19 protein-coding genes, 2 tRNA genes and 1 pseudogene are annotated in these 25,012 nt (G+C 67.2%); 13 read left to right on the forward strand and 9 right to left on the reverse strand.

The features are described 5' to 3' along the window. Nucleotides 1–22: 22 nt before the first annotated feature. A complete protein-coding gene (locus QH948_RS12775; protein ID WP_281144727.1) occupies nt 23–364 on the reverse strand; it encodes a hypothetical protein in 342 nt (113 codons plus the stop codon). 712 nt (nt 365–1,076) lie between these two features. On the opposite strand from QH948_RS12775, the gene QH948_RS12780 reads away from it, so the two are divergent. Next, on the forward strand, nt 1,077–1,463 hold the full coding sequence (locus QH948_RS12780; RefSeq protein WP_281144728.1) for a hypothetical protein: 387 nt from the start codon (nt 1,077–1,079) through the stop codon (nt 1,461–1,463). On the opposite strand, the pseudogene QH948_RS12785 reads toward QH948_RS12780, so the two are convergent. From QH948_RS12785 to QH948_RS12795, 3 genes and pseudogenes are all read right to left on the reverse strand, one after another. Next, nucleotides 1,435–2,741 (reverse strand): annotated as a pseudogene (locus QH948_RS12785) (ISL3 family transposase). The gene QH948_RS12780 and the pseudogene QH948_RS12785 sit on opposite strands and share 29 nt — an antisense overlap. A gap of 253 nt (nt 2,742–2,994) precedes the next feature. Further along, nucleotides 2,995–3,495 (reverse strand): hypothetical protein, encoded by a 501-nt coding sequence (locus tag QH948_RS12790; RefSeq protein ID WP_281144729.1) that lies wholly within the window; start codon nt 3,493–3,495, stop codon nt 2,995–2,997. Between the two features lie 708 nt (nt 3,496–4,203). Further along, nucleotides 4,204–4,297, reverse strand: a tRNA-Ser gene (locus tag QH948_RS12795). An 81-nt stretch (nt 4,298–4,378) separates the two neighbouring features. Between QH948_RS12795 and QH948_RS12800 the strand changes: the two genes are divergently transcribed. Next, the gene (locus QH948_RS12800; RefSeq protein ID WP_281144730.1) at nt 4,379–6,466 is read left to right on the forward strand and encodes an LCP family protein; all 2,088 of its coding nucleotides are present in this window, start codon (nt 4,379–4,381) and stop codon (nt 6,464–6,466) included. A gap of 22 nt (nt 6,467–6,488) precedes the next feature. On the opposite strand, the gene QH948_RS12805 is transcribed toward QH948_RS12800, so the two are convergent. After that, nucleotides 6,489–6,938 carry a hypothetical protein gene (locus tag QH948_RS12805; protein WP_281144731.1) on the reverse strand — a complete coding sequence of 150 codons (450 nt, stop codon included), beginning with the start codon at nt 6,936–6,938 and terminating at the stop codon, nt 6,489–6,491. A gap of 74 nt (nt 6,939–7,012) precedes the next feature. On the opposite strand from QH948_RS12805, the gene QH948_RS12810 reads away from it, so the two are divergent. The 11 genes from QH948_RS12810 (at nt 7,013) to QH948_RS12865 (ending at nt 20,148) form a co-directional block, all read left to right on the forward strand. After that, nucleotides 7,013–7,100: transfer RNA gene (locus QH948_RS12810), tRNA-Ser, on the forward strand. Nucleotides 7,101–7,212: 112 nt separating this feature from the next. Continuing rightward, complete coding sequence (locus tag QH948_RS12815) at nt 7,213–8,040, forward strand: pseudouridine synthase (protein ID WP_281146202.1); 828 nt, start codon at nt 7,213–7,215, stop codon at nt 8,038–8,040. Nucleotides 8,041–8,168: 128 nt separating this feature from the next. Continuing rightward, nucleotides 8,169–9,581 carry a stealth family protein gene (locus QH948_RS12820; protein WP_281144732.1) on the forward strand — a complete coding sequence of 471 codons (1,413 nt, stop codon included), beginning with the start codon at nt 8,169–8,171 and terminating at the stop codon, nt 9,579–9,581. A 101-nt stretch (nt 9,582–9,682) separates the two neighbouring features. Further along, nucleotides 9,683–11,683, forward strand: a complete 2,001-nt coding sequence (locus QH948_RS12825; protein ID WP_281144733.1) for a CDP-glycerol glycerophosphotransferase family protein — start codon at nt 9,683–9,685, stop codon at nt 11,681–11,683. Beyond that, nucleotides 11,680–12,408: an IspD/TarI family cytidylyltransferase gene (locus QH948_RS12830; RefSeq protein ID WP_281144734.1), complete on the forward strand. Its 729-nt coding sequence runs from the start codon at nt 11,680–11,682 to the stop codon at nt 12,406–12,408. The genes QH948_RS12825 and QH948_RS12830 overlap by 4 nt, the downstream gene beginning before the upstream one ends. Beyond that, complete coding sequence (locus tag QH948_RS12835; RefSeq protein WP_281144735.1) at nt 12,408–13,463, forward strand: NAD-dependent epimerase/dehydratase family protein; 1,056 nt, start codon at nt 12,408–12,410, stop codon at nt 13,461–13,463. The genes QH948_RS12830 and QH948_RS12835 overlap by 1 nt, the downstream gene beginning before the upstream one ends. Further along, on the forward strand, nt 13,463–14,713 hold the full coding sequence (locus QH948_RS12840) for a polysaccharide pyruvyl transferase family protein (protein ID WP_281144736.1): 1,251 nt from the start codon (nt 13,463–13,465) through the stop codon (nt 14,711–14,713). Before QH948_RS12835 ends, QH948_RS12840 begins: the two co-directional genes overlap by 1 nt. Before the next feature lie 43 nt (nt 14,714–14,756). Further along, complete coding sequence (locus tag QH948_RS12845) at nt 14,757–16,202, forward strand: polysaccharide pyruvyl transferase family protein (RefSeq protein ID WP_281144737.1); 1,446 nt, start codon at nt 14,757–14,759, stop codon at nt 16,200–16,202. Nucleotides 16,203–16,247: 45 nt separating this feature from the next. Then, nucleotides 16,248–17,663, forward strand: coding sequence for a polysaccharide pyruvyl transferase family protein (locus QH948_RS12850; RefSeq protein WP_281144738.1), 1,416 nt, complete (start codon nt 16,248–16,250; stop codon nt 17,661–17,663). Between the two features lie 138 nt (nt 17,664–17,801). After that, nucleotides 17,802–18,767 carry an NAD(P)H-quinone oxidoreductase gene (locus QH948_RS12855; RefSeq protein WP_281144739.1) on the forward strand — a complete coding sequence of 322 codons (966 nt, stop codon included), beginning with the start codon at nt 17,802–17,804 and terminating at the stop codon, nt 18,765–18,767. Nucleotides 18,768–18,804: 37 nt separating this feature from the next. Next, the gene (locus QH948_RS12865) at nt 18,805–20,148 is read left to right on the forward strand and encodes a Gfo/Idh/MocA family oxidoreductase (protein WP_348634929.1); all 1,344 of its coding nucleotides are present in this window, start codon (nt 18,805–18,807) and stop codon (nt 20,146–20,148) included. Nucleotides 20,149–20,219: 71 nt separating this feature from the next. On the opposite strand, the gene QH948_RS12870 is transcribed toward QH948_RS12865, so the two are convergent. The 4 genes from QH948_RS12870 to rfbA form a co-directional block, all read right to left on the reverse strand. Continuing rightward, nucleotides 20,220–21,614, reverse strand: a complete 1,395-nt coding sequence (locus tag QH948_RS12870) for a L,D-transpeptidase (protein ID WP_281144740.1) — start codon at nt 21,612–21,614, stop codon at nt 20,220–20,222. Between the two features lie 112 nt (nt 21,615–21,726). Next, the gene (locus tag QH948_RS12875; RefSeq protein WP_281144741.1) at nt 21,727–23,139 is read right to left on the reverse strand and encodes a sugar nucleotide-binding protein; all 1,413 of its coding nucleotides are present in this window, start codon (nt 23,137–23,139) and stop codon (nt 21,727–21,729) included. Next, nucleotides 23,136–24,134 carry a dTDP-glucose 4,6-dehydratase gene (gene rfbB / locus QH948_RS12880; protein WP_281144742.1) on the reverse strand — a complete coding sequence of 333 codons (999 nt, stop codon included), beginning with the start codon at nt 24,132–24,134 and terminating at the stop codon, nt 23,136–23,138. The genes QH948_RS12875 and rfbB overlap by 4 nt, the downstream gene beginning before the upstream one ends. Continuing rightward, nucleotides 24,131–25,006, reverse strand: coding sequence for a glucose-1-phosphate thymidylyltransferase RfbA (rfbA, locus tag QH948_RS12885; protein WP_281144743.1), 876 nt, complete (start codon nt 25,004–25,006; stop codon nt 24,131–24,133). Before rfbA ends, rfbB begins: the two co-directional genes overlap by 4 nt. Between the last annotated feature and the right edge of the window lie 6 nt (nt 25,007–25,012).

A 25,012-nucleotide genomic window follows, 5' to 3' on the forward strand; every position in this document is an offset into this window, starting at 1 on the left:
GAACGGATAGCCATCGCCTCAGCTACGTCGGCGACCCAGTCGGCCGGACGAACGCACTGAGCGACTCGTAGACCTGCGCGTTCGTCTGCTTCCACCGATCGATGTCTGCCCGCTCCGCGTCGAAGCGCTGGACAATCTGATCGCTGACCAATCGGGTGGTCTCGATCACGTACATGCAGTACTCCATGAGCATCTTGTCGTCCCGTCGAAGACGGTTCGCCTCGAAGTCGTAGAAGTTCGCCGTTGCCCACGGCTGCGCGTGGGCGGCCGCAGACAAGCCCGAGTAGACCACCTTGGCCTCTGCGCACGTTGAAGCGCCGTCCGTCCTTCCGCCGCTGCAGGAATCCAGCGACGGTGTCGACATCGTTCGGGCGCATCCCAAGCTCGCGACACTTGGCGCGGACCTGCTTGACGGTGATCGGCACCCACCGCTCGGGTCGGTTCATCATGTCTGCCTTGAGCTTGTCCTCCTCGTTCCACTTCAGGCCGGACGAGTAGCCCGCTGCCATGCCAGCGACGTACTCGAGGATCCCGTCCACGCCGTTCGGAAGTGGATCTGGCGCTTCGGCTGTGTCGTCGGTGGGAGGCGTCTGAATCGCGTGTCCGTCCAGGAGTTGCGCGGCTTGGCATCATCAATCCACTCCGTTGTCTCCACCTCGTTCCACTCGATCACGACGAGAGCGTCAGCGCCGGAGCCCCAGAGATCGTTCAGGTGCTGACGGTCAGGCCAGGCGTAGAGCACGCGGCGCCCGTGAAGCGAACCGCCGTGGAAGCCACGCTAGGTCAGGTGAGTGACACCAGGCTGCGCGACGAGACGCTTCAAGCTGTCACCAGAGAACTGCCGCTGCGGCGTGACCACGACAACCGAGCCTCCAGGCTGGTCAAGGAGCCACTTGATGGCTCGCAGGTTCTGCGGCTCGCGGGATCTCTCGCCCTCGGTGAGTCGAGAGACGGCGACGAGGCTCGGATAGGTCGGAGGTCGCGGATACCGCCACCCCGGGCGGAAGACGCCATCAGCACGACCGGTCACGTGGACGGGCATTGAACGTGCCCCGCGCAATCGCTGGTGGTGGGCCGTGGTGATCTACCTCACGTTCCTCGGAGTCGCCGTGGCGCTCAGCTACCACCAGTGGATGCTCGCCGTGCTCATCACGGTGATGGTGACCGCGCTGCTGGTTGCCTACGGTTCGAAGCCCCGGACCAGGCAGTACAAGCTCACGGGCACGACGCTCACCGTCGACGAGACGAGCTACGATCTGACCCGCTTCGATCGCTCCGTGCGTGAAGACCCGTGGATGAACGACAGCAGTATTGGTTCCGGCGCGACACTCTTGCTCCTGCCGAAAGCACGCTTCGGTGTCCGCTCAGCGTGTTCCTCCCCGACGACGACACCGAGAACGAAGCCGTCTCCGCTGCGCTCAGCAAACAGGCTCTTCACAATCCAGGGTGTAGTTGGGGTCTGAATCCGCCGGTTTCGAGCAGGCTGCGGGCGATGTAGTTGGTGAGGTTCCGGAAGCCGAGGGCGCTGCCGCGGAGGTGTTCGAGGCGGCCGTTGATCGCTTCGGTAGGGCCGTTGCTGGTGCCGGGCCGCTCGAAGTAGGACAGCACGTCGGCGGCCCGCTGTTTCAGGGTTCGGCCGAGCGATCGGAGCTCGATGAGCGCGGCGGGCACGCCGCTGCTGAGGCTGGCGATCAGCTTGGTCATGAGGTCATGCCGCGGGTGGGGTCGGGGTCGCGGTAGGCGGTGATCATTCGCTGGTAGGCGGCCCAGGTGACCTCGACAGCGGCGTGGTCGTCGTCGGCGAACAGCTGCTCGAGTCGGGTCTTCTGTTTGTCGGTGAGCAAGCTCGTGCCGGTGTGCAGGGTGCGCCGGGCCGAATAGAGGGGGTCGCCGGCTCGGCCGCGGTGGCCGTGGAGGTCTTGCTGGACACGGCGGCGGCACTTGTCGAGCGCGTCGCCGGCGAGACGGACGACGTGGAAGGGGTCCATCACCGCGACCGCGTCGGGCAACTCCTCGGCGGTGGCGGTCTTGAACCCGGTGAACCCGTCCATCGCGACCACCTCGACGGCGTCTCGCCAGGCCTGGTCTCGTTCAGCCAGCCAGGTGGCGAACACGTTCTTGGAGCGGCCCTCGCCCATGTCGAGCAACCTCGCCGGCCCCTTGCCGGTGCGAGGGCCGGTGAGGTCGATGATCACGGTGACGTACTTGTCGCCGCGGCGGGTGTGGCGCCACACGTGCTCATCCACGCCGATCGTGGTGACCCCGTCGAACCGGCGGGGGTCGTTGATCAGGACCCGCTTCCCTTCGGCCAGGACCGCGTCGTTCGCTGTGTTCCACGACACGGCCAGGCCCTCGGCGACCCTGGCCACGGTGAGGTGCTGCACCACGATCCCTTCCAGCGCCCACCGCAGGCCACGCCGCGACAACTTCGCCCGCGGCTCCGCAGCCCGGCTGGTGTCCTGACGCCACACATGCCCACAACCCGTGCACCGGTACCGACGGACCGTCACCTCCAGGATCGTGGGTCGCCACCCGAGCGGCTCGTGCGCGAACCGACGCACCACGGTGTCACGCAGCAGGCCGTGCTGGCCGCATCGGTGACACCAGTCGTCAGGCTCCACAACCCGGCAAGCGATGACCGCTCGTTCTGGTTCGACTCGTTGGCCGACCGCGACGAGCCCCAGCTCGTCGAGCCGGCAAAAGGTGGTCAGGTCAGGGGCAGCGAAGGTAGCGTCGGGCACGTCGAGGTCTTCCAGATGGTTGGCGTGAGAACCTCCATCCTCGGAAGACCTCGACCCCTACCCGGTGACCGACGCGCCGACCACGATCACACCGCACCTACCCCCCGATTGTGATGAGCCAGCAAACAGATTCCGCCCGCAGACCATGGCGGCTATAAAGGCGTCCTTCGAATGCTGGATCAAATGACCCGCTGGCTGCAGCTATAGGTCAATGCGATCAGTTATCGGCAAGTCAGCTTGCCCGAAACTCTCGTCAGAAAATCGATACGAGCCAATCCTCAAAGCTGATCTCGTCTCGAGAGCCTGCAGGCCCATCTGTAGAAAGCGAAATACCGTCCCAATAGAAGCTCCTACCGCTCATGCCGTCCGCCAGACTGACAGTATCGCAGTAGATGGAAAGACGTCCTGCGGGAGCCCGGAGGTGGATTGTGTCCAGGACATCCAGGAAAGTCCTATCCGGAACCCAGTGGCCGCCAAAAGCATTTCCAGTTGCACGCTGGAATCGTCTCGGCGTTCGTTTTGCAAAAGGCTCCCTGTAGTGATTCGGCCTGTAGAAGCGGAAGCGGTGCGAAATCGCGTCGAGTCCAAGACCGGTGGTATCGCCATCAAGTATCCACGCCGCGTGGTCCACGACAAACCTTCGGCCTTTCTGCCGTCCGGTATTGATCGTTGGTCGATCCCGACTCTCGCAAGTGATCGCGATCTCTGCTCCGAGCGAATCGAGATATCCCCGTAGCGATTCGAGCAACTCCACCTCGCGACGCGCTAGAGCGCTCGCGGTTCCGTCCCGCTGTTGATCACGAGCATTGACCCTGTCCCCGAAGCCCATCTACCACTCCGTTCCGTTGCACCTAGCCGGGGCGCTACCCAATTAGGACAGCGAGTGTATACCAGCCGTTGTGAGAAGGAGCCTCGTCCCGGCAGAGAACTCGTGGTTCTCGATGCCGGGACGGGCTCCTATCGCAGAAGGCGGTGTCATGCTTCGTGTGCAGGCGCGGAAAGATCTGTGCTGCCTCGGCCTCTGGCCAGCCGTCGAGCATGCTGAAGGCGAGGACGATCGCTTCGAAGTAGTCGTTTGCGATCGCCTCGCTCCGGTACCAGTGCTTCTTGCCGGTGATCTTCAGCTTGACCAGGTGCCCGTTCCGGCCTGAGTTCCCCACAGGCCGCCGGAATTTCGGGGTTGATCCGGAGTAGATGTACTTGTCAGGGCGCGGTTGGTGGTGGTTTCTGGGGCACTAACTGGTTGTCTGTAGGGTGGTGTGGTCGCGCTGGGGTGCGAATCCGCGCCTCCGGCGGCCGCAATCGTCGAACTGGCCGACCCGCCGCATCCGCCCCGAACGCGGCCTACATGGGCCGACACGGCGCGACACGGCCCCTCCAGGCGCGGACCTCCTCACGGCCGGGCGGGGACATCAAAACCCCCGGCAACTTGCGTTTACCGGGGGTTCCAACGTGACTCAACTGGCGGAGGTGGCGGGATTTGAACCCGCGATGGGGTTGAAGCCCCAAACCCGCTTAGCAGGCGGGCGCCATAGACCGTACTAGGCGACACCTCCAGTGCCGCTCTAGCCTAGCCGAGCGCGACGGATGCCGCCAAACGAGCCCGCGGGTAGACTCATCGGCGCAGGAGGACACTGATGAGCGAAGACCACCAGCGGCCCCGCCGCGGGCTCCCCCCGGACGCACCGATTCCGGCAGAGGCGAGCGACCCGGCGACCGGACGGGCCGACGGGTCCTCCGCGCCCGCCCCGGACGCACCCACAGGGGGACCCGCAGACGACTCCTCCCCGTCCCCGGCCGACCAACCGCCCGTCCTCGACCTGGCCGACAGCTGGTTCCGCGCCGAGTCCCGGCGCCCTGGGGATCCCGCAAACGGGAGCCACACCCCGGGGAGGGCAGCCTCATCAGCCGGCCCTGATGCCCCCGACCCTGACCTGACGCCGACCCGCGGCATCCCGCTCGGACGCCACACCGCCGCCGACGCATGGGCGGCGCACGCCTCACCCGCCGACACGACGCACGACGAGCCAGACCCACCCGTCGGCCCGACAATCCCCTCCGATGTGGAGGCGGACGCCGAGGTGGCTCAGGGCGAAGCGATCGTCGAGGAGCAGGCGGAGGAGCGACCCGTCGACGTCGCCGCCCTCATCGCCGCCACGGACGCCGCCGACCTGCCGACGCCGGACACGACCTGGCTGGCGCCCGAGCACGCGGTTCCCGTCGAGGACGACGGCAGACGCAGTCTCCGGGCCTCGATCCTGCTGACCCTCGCGTCGCTCGTGCTGCCCGGATCCGGGCTGCTGGGCGCGAGGAGGACGTGGCTCAAGGTCCTCGGCGGCACCGTGGCGCTGCTGATGATCGTCGTCGCGATCGTCGGTGGCTGGTACGCACTCAACAACCAGGTCGCCCTGGCGAAGTTCGCCGCATCCAGCTCCGGCCTGACGTTCCTCAGCTTCGCGCTCGCCGCCTTCGCCGTCGTCTGGGTCGGGCTGATCGCCACGACCCACATCGTGACACGGCCCGCCGGCACCAGGGGCGGCCGCAAGATCCTCGGCGCCGTCGTCGTGACCGCGCTGGCGTTCACCGCGTCCGCTCCGTCGGCCGTCGGCGCCCGCTACGCGCGCGATGCCTATCTCCTGGTCAACCAGGTCCTCCCCGACGCGAGCGACGTGAAGGCCACGAACCGCCCGACCCTCGCCACCCAGGAGGCCGATCCGTGGGCCGGAATCGAGCGGGTCAACGTCCTGCTCCTCGGCGCCGACGGTGACGCCTCCCGCGCTGACCGGATCGACGACTACGGCATCCGCACCGACACCATCATGGTGGCCTCGATCGACACGGCCACCGGCGACACCACGCTCATCCAGATCCCCCGCAACGTGCAGTACACGCCGTTCCCCGAGGGCTCTGAGATGGCATCGGTGTTCCCCGACGGGTTCAGGGGTACGCCCGAGTCCGACTTCTGGGTAAACGGCATCTGGGAGACCGTCGAGAAGCAGTACCCGGACCTGCTCGGGGACGCGACCTACCCGGGCGCGGAGGGGCTGAAGCAGGGCGTCGAGGGCATCACCGGCCTGAAGATGGACTACTTCGTGATGCTCAATATCGACGGGCTCAAGGAGCTCATCGACGCGATGGGTGGCGTCACGGTCAACATCAACCAGGAGTTGGCGATCGGCGGCTCGCACGAGCCCTATCGCGAGCCCAGCGGCTACCTCACCCCCGGCCCGAACCAGAAGCTCGGCGGCTATAAGGCCATGTGGTACGCCCGTAGCCGCTTCAATACCGACGACTACAACCGCATGGCCCGCCAGTCCTGCCTCGTGGACGCGATCATCGCCCAGGCAAATCCGCAGACGCTGCTCACGAGCTTCGAGCCCATCGCCGCAGCCTCGGCCGACCTGCTGACGACCGACATCCCGCAGCAGGACCTGAGCGCGTTCATCGACCTGGCCTTCCGGGTCAAGGACGCCACGGTCAGCCGGCTGGTCTTCACCAACGGCAAGAACGGCTACTCCTACGCCAACCCGGACTTCGACGCCATGCAGGCGGCCGTCAAGAAGGCGATCACACCCAAGGAGACGGCGTCGGCGAAGCCCAGCGCCACCTCGTCGGCCACCGCCACCAAGAGCAAAACCTCCACCGCCACCAAGACGTCGACCAGCAACGGCGAGGGCGCGGAGACCGTAGCCGACGCCTGCGCCTACACGGGCGACGCTGAGTAGCCGGACGGGCCGACCGCCTGCCTCAGGCCTGGGGCGGGCGGCGCGACGCCTTGAGGTGAGCCTTCACGTCGGCCAGCACGGTGTCGATCTGTGGGCTGTCGCCGCGGGGGAACAGCAGGTGGGTGCGGCGCACGTTGCCGTGGTAGATCGTGACGTGCGATCCCTCGTCGGACTGCGTGACCTTGCTCACGTCGAGCCACCGACCCGTGTGCTCGACCGCGCTGCCGGTGATCCGGTACCCGTCGTCGTCGAGTTCGACGCGAACCGCCAGCCTCGAGAGGGACAGGAACGCCAGGACCGCGAGAATGACGCCCGCGGCGAGGATCACGCTGCCCACGATCACCGCGGCGAGGTGCCAGTGCCACGACAGACCGCCGACCAGCAGGAATGCCCCGAGCAGAGCGGCGACGGCGGCGATGACGAAGGCGCGGACGGGGGGACGCGGGGGGATCACGTAGACGGTTTGACCCATGACGGAAGCCTACCGGCGGCGACCCCGCCGCGGTGGAGCCCCCGCGGAGCGGCGCGCTAGGATGGCGGCGCACTGGCGAGGTCGCATAGTGGACTAGTGCAGCCGCCTTGAAAGCGGCCGAGGGGCAACTCTCCGTGGGTTCGAATCCCACCCTCGCCGCCACAGGAGGTCTTCGATGCCACCCAGATCGCCGCTGCCGCCGCGGCACGGCCTGCAGGCCGCGTGGGTCCGCACCCCGGATCGCGACCCCGTCGACCCGATGCCCTGGCCGACGATGCGCGACTGGCTCGTCGTCAAGCTCGCCCCCAGCCCCGACGACGTGGACGCGCTGCTTGCCGACGGCACGTTCGTGGACCAGCAGGGCCGCCCCATCACCGGGCGTGAGCCGTATACGCCCCACACGTTCCTCTGGTTCCACCGCCCCCTGCGAGACGAGCCTGAGGTTCCCGGCGAGCTGATCGTCCTCCACCGGGACGACCGGATCGTCGTGCTCGACAAGCCCCACTTCCTCTCGACGATCCCGCGCGGCAAACACGTCGTGCAGTCTGCGGTGGTCAGGGCGCGGCTCGCGCTCGACCTCCCGGAGTTGTCGGCGGCCCACCGCCTCGACCGCGGCACGGCAGGGGTGCTGCTCATGACGACGGAGAAGCGGTGGCGCGCCCCCTACCAGTCGGTGTTCGCCGAGCGCCGGGTCGCGAAGACCTACCGCGCCATCGCCCCGTTCGATCCCGCGCTCCGGTTCCCGAGGTGCGTCGAGTCGCACCTCACCAAACGGGTCGGGCACCTGCAGGCCGAGACCCTGGACCTGCCGCCCAACTCCTTCACCGACATCGACCTGCTCGAGGTCCACGGCGACCGCGCCCTGTACGAGGTCCGGCCGCTGACGGGCCGCACGCACCAGATCCGCGCGCACTTCAACCAGCTGGGCATCCCGCTGCTCGGCGATCCGCTCTACCCGGAGATCTCCCCCGTCGACATCGACGACTTCTCCGATCCTCTGCGGCTGCTCGCCTACCGGCTCGAGTTCGTCGACCCAGTCGACGAGACGGTACGAAAGTACACGGCAGCCCGCAATCTGGAGCTCCCGGCGGGCGCAGGCTGAGCGTTCCCTGTAGCCTGACCTGTGCCCGCGTGTGAGCTTGCCTCGACGGCGGACCGATGAAGCCCTGAGAGATCTGTGAGATGAACACCAACCCTTGCGCCGCTGCAGCACACGCAGTTGCAGAGCGAATGAGGGCAGGTGTCGCGGCGTTCCTGCAACGAGGCGACCGCGCCCGGCAGACCAGGAGGTCGTCGGAGTCGGTGTGGACGACACTCGGGAACCACACCCTCGAAGCGACTGTCCGACCCTCGTTCCGGGCCGACGAGGCCATCGCTGAGACGCTCGCCACGGCGTCGGCGGCCCTGCATGCCTCGGACGTGCCGCACGTCCAGGTGAACTCGTACCCGGAGCTACCGCAGATCCGGATTCAGCCCAGACATTGGGACGCCGCGCTGCGGGCACTCGCCGCCGACCCGTCGCATCACTGGTATGCGCGTCGGCTGGGCAGGATCCGGCCGATGACAGCGCGCCTCGTGGCCGAACCAACGGGCAAGCTGACGGTCTTTCGGACATGGGCCGACCCGACCGGACGCTTCCTCGGCGGTCCGGATGTGGGCATCGCCCTCTCGCTGGTGGGCGACAACCCCACCCCGCCCGTCGAGGCCATCGACGTCGTCTACACCTGGGTCGACGGCTCCGACCCCACCTGGCAGCGCCGACGCGACGCCCACCGGGGCGGCCCGAACGACCACCTGCACGACACCGCAGCCAACCGAGCGCGCTACACCACGATCGAGGAGCTGCGGTACTCGGTGCGGTCGCTGCTGCGTTACGCGCCCTGGGTCCGCAACATCTTCGTGGTAACCGCCTCGCAGGTGCCACAGTGGCTGGCCGACGAGCATCCCGGCCTGAAGGTCGTCGATCACGCCGAGATCTTCGACGACCCAGCCGCGCTTCCCACCTTCAACTCCCACGCCATCGAGTCCCGCCTGCACCACATCGACGGGCTCGCTGAGCACTACCTGTACCTCAACGACGACGTCTTCCTGTCGCGCTACCTGCCGCCCTCGACCTTCTTCGATCAGGACGGCAACCCCCGGGTATTCCTGAGCGGCCTCGCGGTGGGCGACTCTCCTCGGACGAAACACGACGCTCCCGTCGTAGCGGCCGCCAAGAACAACCGCGACCTCCTGCTCCGACTCACGAACAGCCCACTCGCCCACCGGCAGAAGCATGTGCCCCATCCGCAGCTGCGTTCGGTTGCCTTCGAGCTTGAGGGTCGGGCGCCAGAGGAGTTCGAGCGCACCGGCCGGGCGAAGTTCCGCTCCCCGAGGGACCTGTCCGTAGCGTCGTCGTTGCTTCCCTACTACTGCTACCTGACCGGAAGAGGCTCGCTGGGCAGCATCAACCACTTCTACGCCGACGTGGCCTCGTGGGAGCTGACGTGGCGTCTACCGCGGCTGCTGCGCGAACGTGACGCGGACATCATCTGCCTCAACGCGACCACGCATTCCCAGCAGCGCTACGCCGAGCTGATCCGAGCCTTCTACCAGGCATACTTCCCCGGCGCCAGCCGCCTAGAACGCCCGCCAACGCCCTGACGCCTCAGAGAGCCTGTGATGTCCTCAGGTTCGTTTGGCAGAATGGGCCAGTCGACACCCCGTCGGCCGCGGCACGCCCCAGCCGCCCAGAGAGGAATCGCATGCCAACCCAGTTCACGATCACGTCGATCACGTGGGAGCGGGTCAACCTCACCATCGACCTGAGTGCTACCTGGGCGCCGGACTGGGATCTGTCGGACAGACAGCCGGTACTCCCCGCTGCTCCCATCCGGAGACTCGCGGACCTTCCCACTCCGGCCGTCGCTCCCGCACGCCCCGTCAGCGGCCCGGGCCTCGCGCCCATCAGCGAACACGACGCCGACGACAGCGACCCAGACCTGGAGGCCGAGGAAGGCGGGGACGCCGACGAGGAGTCGGTCGAGGGCGCTCGTCGGACCGCAGCTTTCGACCAGGACGAAGAGTCCGTCGACTCCGGCGTCCTCCCGACGCTCGGGTGCGTCTTCATCCGCGACGTCAGCCAGGGCCACGATGTCGACTGGGTACACCTCGCCGAGGGTCATTACCGCATCCACATCAGCCTGTCTACGTTCGCGAACCGCAAGTTCCTGCCCAACGGCACCTGGAAGTTCTACGCCTGGCTCGACAACGGCACCGAGGCCGGGGCCGTCGTCGGCGCCCGGTGGCCGCTGGACAAGCTGGACGCCCTCGAGGACCACTCGCGCGTCTTCCTCTACGCCGGCAACAAGAGCGCCTACACCGTCTCCTTCGGCATCACCGAGAGCGAGAGCCCGCTGTTCGCGATGCGCGCCTACAGCTTCGGTCGCGGGGGAGGCGCCAAGAAGAAACCGTCCCCCGTCCTGCATCCGGTCAAGCGCACCAGGGCCATCATCAAGTCGTGGACCTCAACCGCGAAGAAGCGCCAACTGGCCAAGGACATCTACGAGCGGTCTCTCCAGGCCGAGCGCATCAAGCGGGCCGTCACCGACAAGCCCGGCACCGTGCGCCGACCCCGGATCCTGTTCGCCTCCGAGGCCCGGGAGGGCATCGAGGGCAACCTGCTCGCGGTGCGCGACCGGATGCTCGAGCGGGGCCTCGACAGGACCTACGACTTCCACTACTCGTTCCGCACCCGCCACTCGGCCACGAGCCTCGGCTTCGTGAAGCTGCTGCAGGAGATGGGCAAGGCCGACATCATCCTGCTCGACGACTACTTCCCCCCGCTCGGCTGGCTGAACCTGAGCCCCGCGACCAAGGTCATCCAGCTGTGGCACGCCGGCAGCGGATTCAAGAGCGTCGGCTACAGCCGCTTCGGCAAGTTCGGCTCCCCCGGCCTGACGAACGCGCACCGCAAGTACACGTACACGATCACCGGCTCGCGCCACCTCAAGCACGTCTACTCCGAGGCCTTCGGCATCGAGGAGGAGGCGGTCATCCCGACCGGCCTGCCCCGCATCGACACCTTCCTCGATCCGGCCGACCAGGCGGCCGCACGCCAGGACGCCTACGAGGCGTTCCCGCAACTCAAGGGCAAGAAGGTCATCATGTTCGCGCCGACGTTCCGCGGTCGCGGCGCGGCGGAGGCAACGTACCCGTACGACAAGATCGACTTCGAGGCGCTGTACGAGCTGTGCGGCGAGGACACGGTCGTGGCGTTCCGCATGCACCACTTCATCCCCGGCCAGGTGCCGATCCCGGAGCACATGCGCGACCGCTTCATCGACGTCGCCAGCTACCGCAACGGCAACAACCTGCTGCTCGTCACGGACCTGCTCATCACCGACTACTCGTCGATCATCTACGAGTACTCACTGCTGAAGCGCCCCATGCTGTTCTTCGCCTATGACGAGCAGGTCTACTCGTCGGTGCGCGGCTTCCACCGCCCCTACGAGGAGACCGCCCCGGGTAAGGTCTGCCACACCTTCGACGAGCTGCTGACCGCCATCCGCGACGAGGACTTCGAGACGTGGCGCGGCGATCAATTCCGCAAGGAGAACTTCGATAACATCGACACCCATTCCTCGGACCGGGTCATCGACTGGCTGATCCTCGGCGAGCCCCCGGCAGAGGCCGTGACACCCGAGCACCACGCGGACGTGGCGGCCCCCCAGGCCACCGACAACGAGGAGAAGGAACTCCGTTGAGCACCAACATCGCGGTCATCTTCGCGGGGGGCATCGGCTCCCGCATGAACAGCAAGGCGCTGCCGAAGCAGTTCCTGGAGATCCACGGCAAGCCGATCCTGATCCACACGCTGGAGAAGTTCGAGAACCACCCGGAGATCGACGCCATCGTGCTGGCCACCAACCCCGACTGGCGCGATCTCACCGAGAAGCTGCTCCGCAAGCACGAGATCACCAAGTGCCAGTGGGTCGTCAACGGCGGCGAGACCGGCCAGGAATCCCGACACAAGGCGCTCCGCACCATCGCCGCCGACGTGGAGGACCCCTCCAACGTGATCGTGCTGCTGCACGACGGCGTCCGTCCCCTCATCAACGACGCGCTGATCTCGGAGAACATCGAGATGGCGCGTACAAAGGGCAACGCCATCACGTGCACCAAGAACAACGAGACCGTCGCCGTCAGCGCCGACGAGACCATCACCGAGGTCATCCCACGCGACCACATCTACGCGGCCCAGGCCCCGCAGACCTTCCATCTCGACGAGATCCTCGCCCTGTACGACCTAGCCGTCGAGGAGGGCGAGACCAACTCCATCGACTCCTGCACCCTGATGGCCACACATGGCCGCCAGCTGTTCCGGGTCGAGGGCCCCCGCTCGAACATCAAGATCACCACCGCGGAGGACTTCTACGTCTGCCGCACCTACTTCGACGTGCTGGAGACCCAGCAGATCGTGGGCATGTGATGCAGTCCCTTCCCCCCGTCATCGGCGAGGACGTCGCCGAGATCATCGGCCGCGACCTGCCCTGGGATGAGCTCAGTGGAAAGACGGTGCTGGTCACCGGAGCCAACGGCATGCTCCCCTCCTACGTCGTCCACACGCTGCTCGGCCTCAACGACGCCCGCGATGCGGGTATCACGGTCATCGGGCTGGTCCGCAACGAGGAGAAGGCCCGCCGCATCCTCGGCCCGGTCCTCAACCGGCCCGACTTCCGGCTGCTCGCCACCGACGTGACGCAGCTGCACGACCTCGACGGCGACCTCGACGTCGTGATCCACGGCGCCAGCGCCGCGCGCCCCGCGCTGCACGCCTCCGACCCCGTCGCCACCATCAAGGCCAACCTGCTCGGCAGCTTCAACCTGCTCGACCTGTGCGTCGCCAAGGGCGCCGGCCGGTTCGTGCTGATGAGCTCGTCGGAGGTCTACGGCGCGCAACCGGAGGGCGTCCGGCTCATCCCGGAGAACTCCTACGGCGGCTTCGACATCCTGAACCCGCGCGCCAGCTACTCCGAGGGCAAGCGTGCCGCCGAGACCATCGCCTCGGTCTACGCGAACCAGTACGACCTCGACGCACGTATCGTGCGCTTCGGCCACATCTACGGCCCCGGCATGGCGCTCGACGACGGCCGTGTGCAGGCCGACTTCGCCGCCAACGTCGTGCGCGGCGAGGACATCGTCCTCAACAGCGACGGCGCCGCGATGCGCACCTACACCTACGTCGCCGACGCTGTCGCGGGCATGTTCTCCGCGCTGCTGCTCGGCACCGACCGCGCGTATAACGTGGCCGACGCGAACGGCATGGTCAGCATCCGCGACCTCGCCCTGCACTTCACGAAGGCCCGCCCCGAGAAGAACCTGCAGCGCGTGTTCTCCAACCCGGAGCACGCCGACGACCGCGCCTACAACAGCAGCGCCTTCCTCGGGCTCGACAGCTCTGCCCTGGAGGCGCTGGGCTGGAAGGCACTGGTGGACCTGGAACACGGCATCGACCGGATGCTCCGCAGCTACGAGGGCCGCTGATGCACGTGATCCGCATCCTGCTGCTGACCAACAGGGACTGGGACAACGTCGGCGACCAGCTGATCGAGGCCGGCGTCATCTCCCTGATCCGCGCCGCGATGGGCAACCTCGGCTTCACCGGGGAGCAGTTCGAGATCGACAGCCGCGACGCTGAGCTCGTCCCGACCAGGTACCGGTTCACGGAGGACCCCTCGCTCCTCGAGCCGGCCCGGGAGGCGATCTCGAAGGCAGACGTGCTCGTGTTCGGCGGTTCACCGTTGTTCAACTACGCGTACCAGGACTTCTACCTCAGGACGATCAAGACCCTCCAGATCGCCCACGAGTTCGGCGTCCCAGCGATCCTCTCCAGCATCGGGGTCGAGGCCTTCGACGGGGAGAACCCCAAGGCGATCGCGTTGAGGGAGGCGCTGGCGCTGCCCGTCGTCCGACAGATCACCACCCGCGATGACCTCGCCTCACTCGAGCAGTTCGTCGCGGGCACCGACACCCCCATCGCGTTGGTCTCGGACCCGGCCGTCTACACGGACGTGGTCGTTCCCCGGAAGCCCGCCGCCACGCGCGAGAAGAAGCGCATCGGCCTCATGGTCACGCGGGCAGGCATCTTCAAGGACAACCAGATCCCGTTCACTGCCAAGAAACAGCGCGCGTTCTGGCAGGACGTCATCGTCGAACTCACCGCCCGCGGCTACGACTACCGACTCTTCACCACGGGACACTTCGCCGACGAGGTGCTTCTCGACCTCATGGTGCGCGAGGACGGGATTCCCGCCAAGAAGGTCGCCCTGACCGTGAACTCCCCCGAGGAGCTGCGTGCCCAGCTCGCGATGTGCGACGGCGTGATCGCCTACCGCCTCCACGCGTCCGTCGCCGCATTCGCCTACGGCATCCCCGCCATCGGCCTGTCATGGAACCCCAAGGTGACCAGCTTCTTCGAGGGCATCGGGTACCCGGAGCGGGCCCTGGAGCACGAACGCTGGACCGCGACGGACGTGGTACCCGCGGTTGAGCAGGCCATGGCCGAGGGCGTGCTGAAGGACGAGGAGCAGCTGGCCTCCGTCTACACCACGCTGTTCGCGGGCCTCAAGGGTGTCCTGGCGCCGGAGAGCGATGCGGTCGGCTACGCGTCGCACGAGCTCAGGGAGCGGCTCCCCCGGTACCCGGGCACCGGCCCCACGGAGTATCGAGCGAAAGTCACGCGGAAGATGAGACGCCTCTACGACGGCTACCGCGCCCGTGCCTACAAGAGCTAACGCCTCCGAGGTCCGCTCAACTCGGGCCTGTAGGATGACCGCCGTGACCGCCGCGCAGACGACTCCCGACCAGAGCGACCAGTTCAAGATCCTCCTTCTGACAAACCGCGACTCGGACAACGTCGGGGACCAGCTGATCGAGGCTTCCGCCATCTCGCTGATCGAGGGCGCGATGCAGAACCTCGGGATCGCGCGGAACCGATTCAGCATCCACAGCCGGGCCGCGGGGATGATCACCAAGGCCTACATGAAGACCGGTGATCCCAAGCAGATCGAGTCGGCGAAGAAGTCCATCTCGGAGTCCGACGTCGTCATCTTCGGCGGCGCGCCGCTGTTCAACTACCGCTACCAGCTGTTCTACCTCCGCACGATCCGCACCATCGAGCTCGCGCAGGAGTACGGCGTGCCCGTGCTCTTCTCCAGCATCGGCGTTGAGAAGTACGACGAGGCCAGCGAGAAGTCCATGGAGCTCAAGAAGGCGCTGGCGCTGCCCGTCGTGCGCCAGATCACCACCCGGGACGACATCGACTCGCTGCGCAAGTACGTCGCCGGCACCGACGTCTCCGTCGCCCATGTCTCCGACCCCGCGGTGTTCGCCGACATCGTGTTCAGCCCGAAGCCGAAGGCTGCACGGCCGGCACCGAAGCCCGCCCCCGCGGCACCCACCTCGCTCCGGGCCCGGGTCGTCGGCGCCCTGCCCGGCCCTGTCGAGCAGCGGCTCCGCAAGGTCCTCCACCGACCCAAGCCGACCCAGACCCCGTCGACGGTCCCCTCCCCGGCGGCGCCGACCGCGTCGGTTCCCGAGCGGAAGAAGAAGATCGGCCTCGTCGTCACCCGCGCGGGCATCTTCGCCGACAACAAGATCGACTTCACGGCCGGCAAGCAGCGCCAGCTGTGGCTCGATATCATCCGCGATCTCAAGGCTCGCGGATACGATTACCATCTCTTCACCACCGGCCACTTCGCCGACGAGGTGCTGCTCGACCAGCTGGTGAAGGACGACAAGGTCCCAGCGGGCAAGGTCACCTTCACTGTCAACTCGCCCGAGGAGCTCCACGCGGAGCTGAGCTCATGTGACGGCGTGATCGCGTACCGCCTCCACGCGTCGATCGCCTCCTTCGCCTACGGCATCCCATCCATCGGGCTCTCCTGGAACTTCAAGGTCCCCTACTTCTACGAGTCCGTCGGGCACGGCGACCGTGCGCTGCCCGTGGAGAAGTGGACCGCCGAGGACATCGTCCCTGCTCTCGAGAAGGCGATGGCCGAAGGCGTGCACAAGGACGAGGCATTCCTCATGACGGTCTACGAGACCCTCTTCGCTGGGCTCAAGGGTGTCTTCGCTCCCGGCTCGACCGCGAAGCCCTACACGTACGCCGAACTTCACACCGAGCTGCCACGTTACGCCGGCACCACCGAGAAGGACTACCGGGGCAAGGTCACCCGCAAGCTGCGGCGTACCTACGAGGCGTATCGCCGCCACGCGTACTGACCGACCTACGGCGGGGATCCGGATCTCCCACTGTAGGATGACGCGGTGACTTCAGAACAGACTGCCGCGTCCGCCATGCCCGTGAAGCAGTACGTGCCCGGAGAGCCCATCCGGATCCTTCTGCTGACCAACAGGGACTCTGACAATGTCGGTGACCAGCTGATCGAAGCGTCAGCCATCTCCCTGATCAAGGGCGCAATGAAGAACCTCGGCATCGCCCCCGACGGGTTCACGATCGAGAGCCGAGCAGCAGGCATCATCTCGAAGGCCTACCTGAAGAGCGGTGACGAGAAGCTCCTCGCCTCCGCGCGCAAGTCGATTTCCCGCTCCGATGTCGTGATCTTCGGCGGCGCACCACTGTTCAACTACTCATACCAGAACTTCTACCTGCGGACGATCCGGACGATCGAGCTGGCACAGGAGTACGGCGTCCCGGTCCTGTTCTCCAGCATAGGCGTCGAGCCCTACAGCGCGACGAACCCCAAGTCACAGCAGCTGAAGGCTGCGCTGGCCATGCCGGTCGTCCGACAGATCACCACGCGCGACGACATCGACTCCGTGCGCAAGTACGTCGAGGGCACGGACGTCGCCGTCGCCCACGTCTCCGACCCCGCGGTCTTCGCCGACGCGGTGTTCTCGGACGTCAAGGGCGCGAGGGTCCCCGCTCAGGCCGACGGCGCCAAGCGGATCGGCCTGGTCGTCACCCGCGCCGGGATCTTCAAGGACAACGGCATCAAGTTCTCCGAGAGCGCGCAGCGCAAGTTCTGGCTGGAGGTCATCAAGGACCTCACCGCCCGCGGCTACGACTACCGCCTGTTCACCACGGGGCACTTCTCCGACGAGGTCTTCCTCGACGCGCTCGTCAAGGAGAAGCGCCTCCCGATGCGCAAGGTCGCCGTCACGGTCAACTCGCCCGAGGAGCTCCACACCCAGCTCAGCGCTTGCGACGGCGTGATCGCCTACCGCCTCCACGCGTCGATCGCCGCATTCGCCTACGGCATCCCCGCTATCGGTCTGTCCTGGAACTTCAAGGTTCCCTACTTCTACGAGTCCGTCGGCCTCGGCGACCGCGCCCTGCCCGTCGAGAAATGGAAGGCCTCCGAGGTGATCCCGGCACTGGAGAAGGCCATGGCCGAAGGCGTGCACAAGGACGAGGCGTTCCTCATGACGGTGTACGAGACCCTCTTCTCGGGCCTGAAGGGGATCTTTGCCCCCACGAGCGAGGCGACCGCCTATGCGTTCGACGAGCTGCGCGAGGAGCTGCCCCGCTACGAGGGCACGTCCGTCGCCGAGTACAAGGTGAAGGTGACCCGAAAGTTCCGCCGGACTTACGAGAACTACCAGAAGCAGGCGCTTGCCGCCCAGAAGACGGCCCGGGAGTTCGAGCAGGCCCCGCCCGCCGTGCAGAAATCGATCATCAACGCGGGCCGCTTCTTCCGCCGCTTCGCGAGCAATAAGTAGTCCGGCCCTCTACCCCTCCAGTTCCCTGAGCCCCTCCGGTTCCCTGAGCCCCTCCGGTTCCCTGAGCCTGTCGAAGGGCACGGCCGACACGCTCACCGGTCCACCATGCTCAGGGAACTCGCCGACTAGGCTGAGTTCATGCGAGCTGTGATCGTGGAGACCCCCGGAGACGTCGACGCCCTGACCATCGGCGAGGTCGAGACGCCCCGCCCCGGGCCGGGCGAGGTCCTGGTGCGGACGGTCGCGTCGGGCGTGAACCGCGCCGACGTGCTGCAGCGACAGGGCCACTACCCGCCGCCGAAGGGTGTCACCGACATCATCGGTCTGGAGGCGTCCGGCGTCGTGGAGGAGGTCGGGCCCGCCGTCACGCGCTGGAAGAGGGGCGACGAGGTCGTCGCACTGCTGGCCGGCGGCGGCTACGCCGAGTTCTTCATCGCCCCCGAGGGGCAGCTGGTCGGGCCTCCGCCGGGCGTGGACCTCGTGTCTGCCGCCGGCGTCCTGGAGGTCGCCGCCACGGTGGTGTCCAACCTCGAGGTCGGCCGGCTCTCCGCAGGCGAGGTGTTCCTCGTACACGGCGGGGCCGGCGGCATCGGCACGTTCGCGACGCAGTACGCCAAGGCTCTCGGCGCCACTGCGGTCTCGACGGCGGGCAGCGCGGACAAGGTCCGACACAGCCTCGAGCATGGCGCGTCGTTCTCGTTCGACTACCACGGCGACTGGGCCGCGGAGCTCAAGGAGGCGACCGGCGGGGCTGACGTCATCCTCGATATCATCGGCGCGAAATACCTCGAGCTGAACGTCAAGGCGCTGAAGCCAGGCGGCCGACTGGTCATCATCGGCATGCAGGGCGGCGTGAAGGGAACCCTGAACATCGGGCTGCTGCTGAGCAAGCAGGCCATGGTCACCGCCACGTCGCTGCGTTTCAAGCCCCTCGGGGCCAAGGCCGCGATCTGCCGACGCGTGGAGCAGGAGGTGTGGCCGATGCTCGCCGACGGGCGCATCCGGCTGTCCCCCGAGACCCGCATCCCGTTCGGCGAGGTCCGTCGCGCCCACGAGCAGCTCGTCGGCGGCGACAACGTCGGCAAGATCGTCCTGGTGCACTGAGCACCCCTTCAGCACCCAGAAAGGCAGGCAGCCCCCAGTGACGAGGGTCATCACCTACGGAACGTTCGACCTCTTCCACGAGGGCCACCGTCGGCTCCTGGAACGGGCACGGGAGCTGGGGGACCACCTCATCGTCGGCGTCACCTCCGACGCCTACGACGACTCCCGCGGGAAGCTGAACGTGTCTCAATCGCTGGTGGAGCGCATCCGCAACGTCTCCGCGTCCGGGCTCGCCGACGAGGTCATCGTCGAGGAGTACGAGGGCCAGAAGATCCACGACATCCAGCGCTACGCGGTCGACATCTTCGCTATCGGCTCCGACTGGGTCGGCAAGTTCGACTACCTACGCGACTACTGCGACGTGGTGTACCTCGATCGCACCAAGGGCATCTCCAGCACAAAGCTGCGTGAGGTCAACGGGGGCGGGGTCATCCGGCTGGGCGTCCTCGGCTCCGGCCGGATCGCGTCGCGCTTCGTCCGGGAGTCGAAGTTCGTCTCCGGCGTCAACGTCGAGGCCGTGTGGAGCCGTCGCCATGCCCGCGCGATCGAGTTCGCCGAGGACTTCGAGCTGCAGTGGGCCAACGAGAACCTCGAGGACCTGCTCGACCACGTCGAGGCCGTCTACATCGCGACCCCGCACGGGACGCACGTCGACCTGGCCCGCAAGGCGCTGGAGGCCGGGGTGCACGTCCTCTGCGAGAAGCCGATCTCGCTGAACCGCGCCGAGTTGGAGGCTCTCTACACCCTCGCCGACGAGAAGGACCTGATCCTGCTCGAGGCCCTCAAGACGGCCTTCTCCCCCGGCTTCCAGCGCATGGTTGCCATCGCGCGCGGCGGCAGCATCGGCGCCATCCGCTCGGTCGACGCCACCTTCACGAAGCTCGTGAAGGGCGGTCGGGAGCTCAAGGGCCCCGACGGTGGGGCCATCTCCGAGCTGGCCTCCTATCCCTTGCTCGCCATCACCAAGCTGCTGGGCGACTCGCCGTCGGCCGTCACCACCCGCGTCTTCCACCCCGAGGACAGCGCCGTCGACCAGTTCGCGCGCATCGACGTCGACTATCCCGACGCCATCGCGACGGCGAAGGTCGGCCTCGGCGTCAAGGCCGAGGGAGAGCTGGTCGTCGCCGGCACCCGCGGCTACCTCTACGTCCCTGCACCCTGGTGGCTGACGGAGTACTTTGAGACGCGCTTCGAGGATCCCCGGGACAACCGGAAGTACTACTACAAGTTCGACGGTGACGGCCTGCGCTACGAGCTCGCCGAGTTCGTGTCCATGATCCGCGACGGGTCGCGGGAGTCGTTCAAGCTGCGCCGGGCCGACTGCCTGGCCATCGCCTCGCTGATCGAGCGGGCGAGGTCGGAGCAGGTTCGCTTCGGCTGATACCGGTCCAACAGAGCGCAGAACTGCCCCGAAGCGTTGCTCCGGGGCAGTTTCTCTCGTTCAGCTGGCCGTCAGTTGTAGACGACGACCTTGTCTCCGAGCCGCACCTTGTCGAACAGCGACCTGATGGCCGCGTAGTCGCGGATGTTCACGCAGCCGTGCGAAGCGCCGGCGTAGCCACGGGCAGCGAAGTCGGCCGAGTAGTGGACGGCCTGGCCGCCGGAGAAGAACATCGCGAAGGGCATCGACGACCCGTAGATCGACGAGACGTGGTCACGCGACTTGCGGAACACCGTGAAGGAGCCGTTGCGGGTCGGCGAGGAGGAGGCGCCGAAGCGGGCGTCGAGAGTCGTCACGATCTTCCCGTCGATCATCCACCGCAGCTTGCGGTCATCCTTCGAGATGCACAGGACCCGGCCGGTGAGGCAGCGGCTGTCGATGCCCTTGAGCGTGCGCGTGATCTTCATGCTGGAGGATCCGGTGCGCGACGAGCCCTGCGTGACCAGCACGCGCCACTTCACGGTGCCGGTGTGGTCCTCCTTGTACGTCAGCGGGAGCGAGTACTTCGTGCCGTTGTACTTCACGGAGATGGTCTTCTTGGTCTTGGTGACCCACTTGCCGTTCGAGCGGACCTGGGCGGCGACGGTGACCTTGCCGGTGTAGCCCTTGACGGTGCCGGTGGCATAGGTGGAGGCGCCAAGCAGCTTGACTCGGTCCTTGTTGATGCTGGCGGACTTCTTCGGGACGCGGGTGACCTTGACGGAGTCGGAACCGACGCTCGTCGAGCCCTGCGTCGCGCGCACGCGGAACTTGTTGGTGGCCAGCGTGCCGGTCTTGTACTGCGCGGAGACGGAGTAGCTCGTCGACGACGTGGTGGTCTTCGACAGCGTCTTCCAGGCCCCGTTGACCCGGACCTGCGACTCGACGGTGACCTTGCCCGGCAGGAAGCCCTTCAGCTTGCCCGTCAGCTTCACCGTCGACCCGACGGCCCGGTAGCGGGTGGTCGAGGCGGTGACGCTTGGGGTGGCGACGCGCTTGAGGGTATGGGTGTCGGTCGTCGCGGTGGTGCCGGCCGTGTCGGAGGCCGTCACCCGCCACTTCCAGGAGCCCTTGGTGTGCGTGCCGGTGGACAGCAGGAGCTTGTAGGTGCCGCCCTCGGCGACCGTGACCGGGGTGCCGCTCTTCCAGGCGCCGTCGACGTAGACCTGCGCCTTGACCGTCACCTGGCCGGTGAAGCCGCTCACCTTGCCGGTGGCGTAGGACTTCACGCCCACGTACTGGGCGGTCGGCATGCTGATCGTCACGTTCCCGACGGCCACCGCGGGCGCGGTCTGCGGGGGCGTCGGCGTCGTGGTCGTGTCGGCGGCCGCGAACGAGGCCGAGGTGGCCAGCAGTGCGCCACTGATCAGGCCGACGGTCAGCCTCTTGGCCCACCGCCCCAGGGCTCCGGGCATCTGCGCCTCCATGTGTCCCCACCTTCACTTCTCGAGGTCATGCCGGGGTCACGTTACCCTGAACGTCGCCCGTTTCCACATCGAGAGGCCCACGTTCAGGAAGCCCGAAGGGTCGACTGCACCGTCAGCCTGCTATGAGCCTGCTGCGCAGCCGGTCCTGCCAATCGGGGATGACAAGGCCCGTTCGCTCGATCTTCGCCAGGTCGAACGTGCTGTTCACGGGGCGGGGAGCCACCAGCCGGTCGGCCGGCTGGCCGCTCAGGTACTGCTCGGTGGTCACCGGGGACACCCGCTGCGCATCCTCGCCGACGAGCTCGAAGGTGGCGCGGGCCACGTCGAACCACGTGCCGGCGGGTCCGCTGTTGGAGAAGTTGTAGGTGCCGAACTGGGCGCCCACCTTCAGCAGGTGGAGGATGGCGGCGGCCAGATCGTCGGCGAAGGTCAGGCGTCCGTGCTGGTCGTCTACCACGGTGGGGTCGACGCCGTTCTTCGCCAGCCGAGCCATGGTGGCGACGAAGTTGGCGCCGTCGCCGACCACCCAGGAGGTACGGACCAGGTAGTGGCGGGGCACCATGCTGACGATCAGCTCGCCGGCGGCCTTGGAAGCGCCGTAGACGCTCATGGGCGCCAGCTGCTCATCCTCGGTGTGGTCCGCGGCCGTCCCGTCGAAGACGTAGTCGGTGGAAACGCTCACGAAGGTGAGGTCGTGACGGAGGCAGGCCAGCGCGAGGTCGCGCTGCGCGGTGGCGTTGACGGCCCAGGCTGCGCGACGGCCCTCGGGCGTCTCGGCCGCGTCGACGGCCGTGAAGGCGGCCGCGTTGATGACGGTGGCGATGGTGCGCCAGTCGTAGCCCGCGACAACGGCCGGGTCGGTCATGTCGAACTCGTCCCGGTCGACGTAACGCACGCCGGCCTCGCCCAGCTGTTCGCGGAGCGCCCGGCCCAGCTGGCCGTCGGCGCCGATCACGAGCGTCTCGCGAGCCGCGACGGGGGCCACCGCGTCGAGCATCGGGTGGCCGAGGTCCTTGTCGGAGACCACGGCCTCGGCGAGCGGAATCGGCCACGGGACGTCCGCCATCGGATCGGCGAGGTTGACGAGTGCGTAACGCGCCTCGGGCGACCAGTGGTCGTTCACGAGGTACATGTAGTTGACGTTCTCTTCGAGCGTCTGGAAGCCGTTCGCGACGCCGCGGGGGACGAAGACGGCGACGTCGGGGGCGAGTTCAAGGTGGAACGTGGTGCCGAAACCGTTTCCCTCACGCAGGTCGACCCAGGCCCCGAAGGCGCGGCCGTTCGCGACGGAGACGTACTTGTCCCACGGCTCGGCGTGCAGGCCGCGCGTGACGCCGACGGGGGCGTTGAAGGAGACGTTCTGCTGCACCGGCCCGAAGTCGGGCAGGCCGAGCGCGACCATCTTCTCGCGCTGCCAGTGCTCCTTGAACCAGCCGCGGGCGTCGCCGTGCAGCTGGAGCCGGACGACGAGCAGCCCGTCGATCGGCGTGGTCTCGATGCTGAGCGGCTGCCCGAGCGTCGTCATCGGCCCACCTTGGCGTACTTGGCCTCGGTCTCATCCTTCTGCGGGGCCCACCAGGCCTCGTTCGCGACATACCAGTCGATCGTGGCCTTCAGCCCGGCCTCGAAGTCGGTGTAGGCGGGCTCCCAGCCGAGCTCGGTGCGCAGCCGGGTGGCATCGATCGCGTAGCGCAGGTCGTGGCCGGGGCGGTCGGAGACGTGGTCGTAGGCGTCGCGGGGCTGGCCCATCAGGACGAGGATGTCCTCGATGACGTCCTTGTTGTTGCGCTCGCCGTTCGCGCCGATCAGGTAGGTCTGGCCGATCTCGCCGCGCTCGAGGATGCGCAGCACCGCCGAGCTGTGGTCGTCGGTGTGGATCCAGTCGCGCACGTTCTCCCCGGTGCCGTACAGCTTGGGTCGCACGCCGCGGATGACGTTGGTGATCTGGCGGGGGATGAACTTCTCGACGTGCTGGTAGGGGCCGTAGTTGTTCGAGCAGTTCGAGATGGTGGCCTGCACGCCGAAGGACCGGACCCAGGCGCGCACGAGCAGGTCGCTGCCGGCCTTGGTCGCCGAGTAGGGGCTCGACGGGTTGTACGGGGTGGTCTCGCTGAACTTGGCGGGATCGTCGAGCTCGAGATCGCCGTAGACCTCGTCGGTCGAGATGTGGTGCAGCCGGACGCCGTGCTTCCGGACGGCCTCGAGGATGGTGTAGGTGCCGACGATGTTGGTGTCGAGGAAGGGGCGCGGGTTGCTCAGCGAGTTGTCGTTGTGCGACTCGGCGGCGAAGTGGACGACGGCGTCGACCCCTGCCACAAGCCGGTCGACCAGTTCGGCGTCCTCTATCGCGCCGTGCACGAACTCCATCCGGTCGGCGGGGACGTCGGCGAGCGACGCCTCGTTGCCGGCGTAGGTGAGCTTGTCGAGCACGACGACGGAGGCGTCGGTGTGCGCCATCAGGTGGTGCACGAAGTTGGCGCCGATGAATCCGGCTCCGCCGGTGACCAGGATCTTCTTCACTTGTCTTTTCCTCTTGCGATGAGCTGGAGCAGGTAGTCGCCGTAGCCGGACTTGGTGAGTGGGGTCGCGATGGCGGTGAGCTCGTCGTCGGTCAGCCAGCCGTTGCGCCAGGCGACCTCCTCCGGGCAGCCGATCTTCATGCCCTGGCGGTGCTCGATCGTGCGGACGAAGTCGGAGGCGTCGAGCAGCGAGTCGAACGTGCCGGTGTCGAGCCACGCGGTGCCGCGCGGCAGGATGTGCACGCCCAGCCTGCCGCGGCTCAGGTACTCGGCGTTGACGCTGGTGATCTCGTACTCGCCGCGCGCCGAGGGCTCGAGGTCGCGGGCGATGGCGACCACGTCGTTGTCATAGAAGTAGAGGCCCGGCACCGCGTAGTTGCTCTTCGGCTCGGCCGGCTTCTCCTCGATCGAGACGGCGCGGTGGTCCGCGTCGAACTCGACGACGCCGTAGGCGGTGGGATCGGCGACCCAGTACGCGAAGACGGCGCCGCCATCGATCTCGCCGAAGCGCCGCAGCTGCGACCCGAGGCCGGGCCCGTAGAACAGGTTGTCGCCCAGCACGAGCGCGACCGAGTCGTCGCCGACGAAGTCCGCGCCGATCACGAACGCCTGGGCCAGCCCGTTCGGGACCTCCTGCACGGCGTAGCTGATCTCGATGCCGTACTGCGACCCGTCGCCGAGCAGCCGCTGGAAACCCGCCTGGTCGTGCGGCGTCGTGATGACGAGCACCTCGCGGATTCCCGCGAGCATCAGCGTGGTCAGGGGGTAGTAGATCATCGGCTTGTCGTAGACGGGCATGAGCTGCTTCGACACGCCGAGTGTCAGCGGGTGCAGGCGCGTGCCCGAGCCGCCCGCGAGGATGATTCCCTTCATCGGTTG

This window comes from Tessaracoccus lacteus (assembly GCF_029917005.1).
Lineage (GTDB): Bacteria > Actinomycetota > Actinomycetes > Propionibacteriales > Propionibacteriaceae > Arachnia > Arachnia lactea.

Coding starts and splice junctions, on each gene's coding strand:
- QH948_RS12820 (WP_281144732.1), top strand. CDS start 8,169: ATGAGGGCAGGTGTCGCGGCGTTCCTGCAACGAGGCGACCGCGCCCGG.
- QH948_RS12855 (WP_281144739.1), top strand. CDS start 17,802: ATGCGAGCTGTGATCGTGGAGACCCCCGGAGACGTCGACGCCCTGACC.
- QH948_RS12875 (WP_281144741.1), bottom strand. CDS start 23,139: ATGACGACGCTCGGGCAGCCGCTCAGCATCGAGACCACGCCGATCGAC.
- QH948_RS12870 (WP_281144740.1), bottom strand. CDS start 21,614: ATGGAGGCGCAGATGCCCGGAGCCCTGGGGCGGTGGGCCAAGAGGCTG.
- QH948_RS12815 (WP_281146202.1), top strand. CDS start 7,213: ATGCGCGACTGGCTCGTCGTCAAGCTCGCCCCCAGCCCCGACGACGTG.
- QH948_RS12840 (WP_281144736.1), top strand. CDS start 13,463: ATGCACGTGATCCGCATCCTGCTGCTGACCAACAGGGACTGGGACAAC.
- QH948_RS12825 (WP_281144733.1), top strand. CDS start 9,683: ATGCCAACCCAGTTCACGATCACGTCGATCACGTGGGAGCGGGTCAAC.
- QH948_RS12805 (WP_281144731.1), bottom strand. CDS start 6,938: ATGGGTCAAACCGTCTACGTGATCCCCCCGCGTCCCCCCGTCCGCGCC.
- QH948_RS12775 (WP_281144727.1), bottom strand. CDS start 364: ATGTCGACACCGTCGCTGGATTCCTGCAGCGGCGGAAGGACGGACGGC.
- QH948_RS12835 (WP_281144735.1), top strand. CDS start 12,408: ATGCAGTCCCTTCCCCCCGTCATCGGCGAGGACGTCGCCGAGATCATC.
- rfbA (WP_281144743.1), bottom strand. CDS start 25,006: ATGAAGGGAATCATCCTCGCGGGCGGCTCGGGCACGCGCCTGCACCCG.
- QH948_RS12800 (WP_281144730.1), top strand. CDS start 4,379: ATGAGCGAAGACCACCAGCGGCCCCGCCGCGGGCTCCCCCCGGACGCA.